This is a genomic window from Mesorhizobium sp. M1322, from assembly GCF_040318085.1.
Taxonomy (GTDB): Bacteria; Pseudomonadota; Alphaproteobacteria; order Rhizobiales; family Rhizobiaceae; genus Mesorhizobium.
The window spans coordinates 1-5,007 of the sequence record NZ_JAMYLP010000170.1; the positions used below are offsets into that span (position 1 = coordinate 1).

A 5,007-nucleotide genomic window follows, 5' to 3' on the forward strand; every position below is an offset into this window, starting at 1 on the left:
AATGAGGCCGGTAGGCGTCTTGCGGCAATTGGACTAGCATATTGACCTAAGCGCGCATCTCCACGAATCCCACCATACTCTGTGCATCTTGCGGGCCAATGCCTTGCATCGGACGTCGCGACGTCTGGGCGCTTGCCCCGCAAGAAGACGTTGGACGTCGGGTCGCCAGACCCTCTTCGGAATCGCCCGAGATGAAGATACTCCAGCCACTTCCTCGACCGGATCTGTGCAGAAAGCCTGGGGGCGACAATCCGGCCCTTTTGTTTTGATGATAAAATCACGGAATAGGGCCGCCTTGCGCGCAAATCATTCTACTATCAACGCAGGAAAACGGCGTTTTTCGCTGCCGACGCGGAAAGCCGACACTGACTGCCGGTTGAGCCGCGCGCCATGCACCCGGATCTGGATGTGGCGGATGTATTCCACCGTCACGGAGCTGGCTATCGCCGCGACTATACTGGCCATTTCGGGCGTGTCGAGCGCCCCGGGTCATGGCCCCGGTGGAGGGGTGCCGGACCACGGCGCTGGGCGGTCGCGCCGAACACTGCACCGACTGCGTCTCGTGCGGCAAGCCTATAACTCCTGCCGCAACCGCCACACTCCGGCAGATCGATGAATGGATTGAAGACTACAATTCTGTTTCATAACACTCCCTGCCTCGCGCACCCAATCATGCTCTGTGCCACCGTTCGCCGAGCGTTGATCGGCTGAAGATCCATGGAGCATCCGGCAGGATCTCGCCAGCCTCGGCGCCGAGCCCAGGAAGCCGTAGTCCGCGCATCATGCCTCGGTCAAAGATCAGATGCTGCATCGGAACCACCAAATTCCAGCAACCGTTCTGCGCAACGGCATGCCCAAGGGCGCGTCAGTGTCTACGATTGCGCCAAGTTCATCGAGGGTAAGCAGCGCGCCGAACAATGCAGTTGGCAGTAGAACTACTGGTTCAAATATTTTCTGGGTCACTGTAATCAAAAACACGTAATTTATCGATTTTCACAGCAGTCATCGGAGTAACGTCAAAACGTAACATAAGACGATTCTTGCAAATCTTGTCACATACATAGTAAAAACCTATTTTCCTATTCTTGATAAGCGAACGCGTGTTATTTGGACGAATGAATCCCATCACTTTATCAAGCTTCAAATATTCGAAAGAATATTGCACTACTGCTCTTCCAGCCTCGACCGCTATCTCTTTCCCGGAGGCCGTAAGGTGGAGACAGGTTACGATTTCTACCTTTTTCGGATCTTCAGGCTGATATAGGTCGCTGCACATTAATCCACAATAACCAGCAAATTTTCTGGCTTGGCCTTCATGTTTGACGAACACCATCCATAAACCGAAACGATGATGCTGCCAATGATTGATGAACTGAAGCAGTGCAGCTTTCGACTGCTCTATGGTCGGATAGACTCCATCTCTGATGGCGTTTACCACGAACGGGTCGCTATGGAGTCCATGTAGAAGAAGCTCGTCGCTACGCGACGGCGGCCTTAGGATTAGGCGTGGGGTTTCTAGGATGTGCATCATAAGTTTCCGTTTCTGAGCCGGCACCTATACTTGAGCGGCACCTACAACGAACATGGGACCTTGATATCCCTGAATGCGGGTTTCTTGGGTTAAAGTTTTAAGAAACCGGTGCAATAAGCCGCGCAAATCCTGGGCGGTTGGAGGGACGACCCATGCCGCCGACCCGCTGGTCGGCATCTCCCTTTCCTCCTTCATGGCGGCGAGCGCGGCTTTGTCACCATCTTTGAACCAGGCGAGAGGCGATCCCTGCAGTCATTTTTCTGGAATATAACGGGAGCTCATCTCCTACCTCGTGAATCTCGTTTCGCGCTTCGAGATGTTCACTTCGGCCGGCGGCGAGCCCTGGAGACCCTGCCCGGCCAGGGGACTGTTAACCTTTGGTCACTTGATGCAGAACATTATGAGACCAATGGAGAGGTCCTGGTTTGGGCTCAGGATCCGATCACACCGCCGCAGCTGCTCCTATTTTACCTCGATACCGCGCCGCCCCTCGACGCTCCAGTAATCCTGAAGCGCAACCCTGAGTTCGACCGCATCCGGACAGGTGGGGTACGCGCCAGGCAGCCTCGATTGATGGTGAGATGACCCCTATACGCAGGGCCGCCCGGCGAACGCAGGGCTGTCCGGGGAAAGTCCCTGCGCAAGCATGTCCCGGAACACACGATGGCGCGCTTTGAAAAGTCATCGAAGACGGAACCGCTTCAAGGAGTTCCTGGACGGGCCGCCAGGTGGAACCCGTGGACATCATCGCGCGGACCGAGGTCGGCGCCCTAGGAGCCGACGCCCGCTTCATCGCCAGCAATCTGGCCGGTGGCAAGGCCAAGGCGCTCTACGAGGATCTCTACTGCCGGCGCGGCGCGGCCGAGAACTACATCAAGTCGTGGAAGACGCATCTTGCCGCCGACCGAACATCCTGCACCAAGGCGACACCCAGCCAGATGCGGCTCTTCCTGCAGGCTGCACCTGCCGACATCCTGCCCCGGCCAGCGCATCGTCGTTGATCGGATCCGCGGCTCGTGATGTAGCTGCGGGGCGCCGACGGCCCAAAACAAACCGCTGACCTCAACCCGCAAACCGCGCCTTCCCATCACGACGGCTCACCGCCGGCGCCTGACGAGCCTTGTCAAAAAGTACCGCACCCGCGACTACATCGCCGCTTCAGGCCGCCAAAAGCCCATCACTGTGCATCAATGCGGCTAAGGGCTAGAGGCGACGCGTTGAGCGGTGCGCAGGGCCTCATCGCGCGACAGGTCACCCCCGGTTGGCACCTTGCCCAAGGCGCTTTCTGCGCAGAAAGCGCTTGGCAGCAGTCAGTAGGCGCTGTTCTCCGGACCACAACTCCATTGCGTTGCCCAACTCACCCTGTGATTCTCCCGGCCATCAGCAACTTAATTGGGCCTCACTCGGATGACTCCAACGTCGTTCTCGATAGCGATCTCGGTCCCAAACGGTTCCGAAAGCTTCTGAAGACGCTCCAGAATGTTCTTTGCTTGGGACCCTTTTACTAGTCGCGGGACGCCACGGTCGGCAAACCTCTGCGAGTGACCGAGTTCGATCGGCCACAGCCGCAATTCGGCAAGCTGGTTCTGCGCAAATCGGCTGACTGCGACAATGCTTTCCCAAAAGACCGGGTTTGAAAAGCCTGTCATTTCGGCAACTTTCACCTCAGCATCCGTGTCGACCCGAGGGTCCTTGGCGTAGTCGCCGAACATGTCGGCACCGGCGGGGGTCCCCAGGTCGTCCTGGAACAAGTTTCCGAGGCTATAAAAGATCGGGCGGCCCTTGTAGATCTCAATGCCCCGCAATAGATGAGGTCCGTGCCCGATATAAGCGTCTGCCCCGGCATCGATTAGCTTATGCGCAAACGATGGTTCGTAATCCGGCGGCTCCTGACTCCAATTCCCAGGCTCGTGGCCGTGGTTCGTGACAATGCAGAAATCGGAGAACTGCTTGCCCCGACGGACGTTCCGTAAAATGTCCGCCACATCGCGCGCATCTGGTTCGAAGCTGTATCCGAGCTTGGCGCCTCTTTTAAATGTCGTTCCGGCGAGCACGACCTTATTCGGATCTTCGGGTACGGGGAAGTCGGTAGGCAAGGCAGCAGCTATTAGCCTCACATTCTCGAGCATTTCGGGGGAAACCACGATGCTTTGCGCCAAACGAAGGGCGTTAAGTCCCGGTCTGCCTGGCGCTTCGCCAGCCGGATCTCCCGCACGGCCCATCGGCTTGAATGTTGAAGCACACGACACCAACGCCACGCGACCGCGTGCGGTCTCGAAGAAGCGCGCGGCGCCGGCTTGTGCGAGATTCTCGCCCACCCCTGCATGGATGATTCCGTTTTGATCGAGCACTCGGCTCGTCTCGCGCATGCCTTCAACGCCCCAGTCAAGCGAATGGTTGTTTGCGCGGCCTAGGAGGTTGAATCCCATCCCCTTCAAATCAGGTCCGACCTCCGGCAGGCTGAGGTGATAGGCACCGCCATATTCAGCCTGCGGGTGTCCATTGAACGATCGGATATCAAAGATGTTGACTTCCAGGTTGCCAAACGTGACGTCAGCATCATGAAGGATCTTGACTACCTCGCCAAAAGCAAGATCCTGAGATTTGGTCACCGCCCGTGACACGATGAGGTCGCCAACTGCTACCAATGTAAAGCCATCCGCCACGTTCGTTGCGGTCGAGCCGACCACATCATACCCGTCGGCCGGATGAACATCGTTCCTGTTTTTCATAGATTTCTCCTCGTCTCGCTTCTTCCTGCCGTACTTAGCAGGATATTCAGTGCTCGTATCACCGGTGCCAAGCCCCGGTGGCTAACCGAGAGACACTGGCGAACCCTCAGGCCGGGCGGTGATCGCCCTGGTGGAAGCCGATAACCGCTGACGCCATGCTCCACGAGTCGGCCATGGCGGCGTGAGTCAAACGAAATAGCTTCCGGCAAACCCGGCGGGGTTCAGACATTCGGTTTTACGCCGCATTCGTGGCGCTCGTCGTCATTTCAGCGGCCGTCAGCCGTGGACGAAGTGCGTGGGGCGTGGAAGTCTTGCGGGCAAACTTGCTCTCCGTCTGCTCGAACCGCGCACGGCACGGAGGAAGCGCCACAAGCGCCACAGGCCGAGTTGCACCTATGTGGCCAGCACTTGAGCAAGTTGCCCGTAAAATTAGCGCCAAGTCGTTATCCGATACTCCTTGATCGGGTCGACGAGAGGATTGAGGAGACCTTCGCCTTTTATCGGCTTCCACGGCGACGTCCGCGGCAAGTGAGACTCGTCGTCTGCGCCTCTCCGACCAGAACCGGAAATCGGGTGATCGATCCCGGGCCGAAATCGAGTGCCGATGGGCCGTCCCGCAGTTGCCGGTTGTGTACATGCAGGCGTTGACGGGAGATCGGCGCCTCTTTCGGCAATATCGATCGCAGTCAACGAGGCGGCGCAGATTGCCGGCTGAACCAGTTTGGGAACAGATGCGGTCGCGGC

The 5,007-nt window shown here is 57.8% G+C and carries 3 protein-coding genes and 2 pseudogenes; 2 read left to right on the forward strand and 3 right to left on the reverse strand.

What is annotated here, in order from left to right:
• Positions 1-306: 306 nt before the first annotated feature.
• Positions 307-465, reverse strand: a complete 159-nt coding sequence (locus NKH12_RS29885; RefSeq protein ID WP_352956395.1) for a hypothetical protein — start codon at positions 463-465, stop codon at positions 307-309.
• Here NKH12_RS29885 and NKH12_RS30675 point away from each other — a divergent pair.
• Positions 391-604 (forward strand): annotated as a pseudogene (locus NKH12_RS30675) (transposase zinc-binding domain-containing protein); the annotation flags it as partial. The gene NKH12_RS29885 and the pseudogene NKH12_RS30675 overlap by 75 nt on opposite strands.
• 339 nt (positions 605-943) lie before the next feature.
• On the opposite strand, the gene NKH12_RS29890 reads toward NKH12_RS30675, so the two are convergent.
• Positions 944-1,531 (reverse strand): GNAT family N-acetyltransferase, encoded by a 588-nt coding sequence (locus NKH12_RS29890; protein ID WP_352956396.1) that lies wholly within the window; start codon positions 1,529-1,531, stop codon positions 944-946.
• Between the two features lie 697 nt (positions 1,532-2,228).
• On the opposite strand from NKH12_RS29890, the pseudogene NKH12_RS29895 reads away from it, so the two are divergent.
• Positions 2,229-2,490, forward strand: a pseudogene (locus NKH12_RS29895) (transposase); the annotation flags it as partial.
• A gap of 429 nt (positions 2,491-2,919) precedes the next feature.
• Here the strand turns inward: NKH12_RS29895 and NKH12_RS29900 are convergent.
• On the reverse strand, positions 2,920-4,263 hold the full coding sequence (locus NKH12_RS29900; protein ID WP_352956398.1) for a CapA family protein: 1,344 nt from the start codon (positions 4,261-4,263) through the stop codon (positions 2,920-2,922).
• Positions 4,264-5,007: the final 744 nt, after the last annotated feature.

Excerpts from the sequence above, each read along its gene's own strand:
- NKH12_RS29890 (WP_352956396.1), bottom strand. The coding sequence starts at position 1,531 with ATGATGCACATCCTAGAAACCCCACGCCTAATCCTAAGGCCGCCGTCG.
- NKH12_RS29900 (WP_352956398.1), bottom strand. The coding sequence starts at position 4,263 with ATGAAAAACAGGAACGATGTTCATCCGGCCGACGGGTATGATGTGGTC.
- NKH12_RS29885 (WP_352956395.1), bottom strand. The coding sequence starts at position 465 with ATGGCCAGTATAGTCGCGGCGATAGCCAGCTCCGTGACGGTGGAATAC.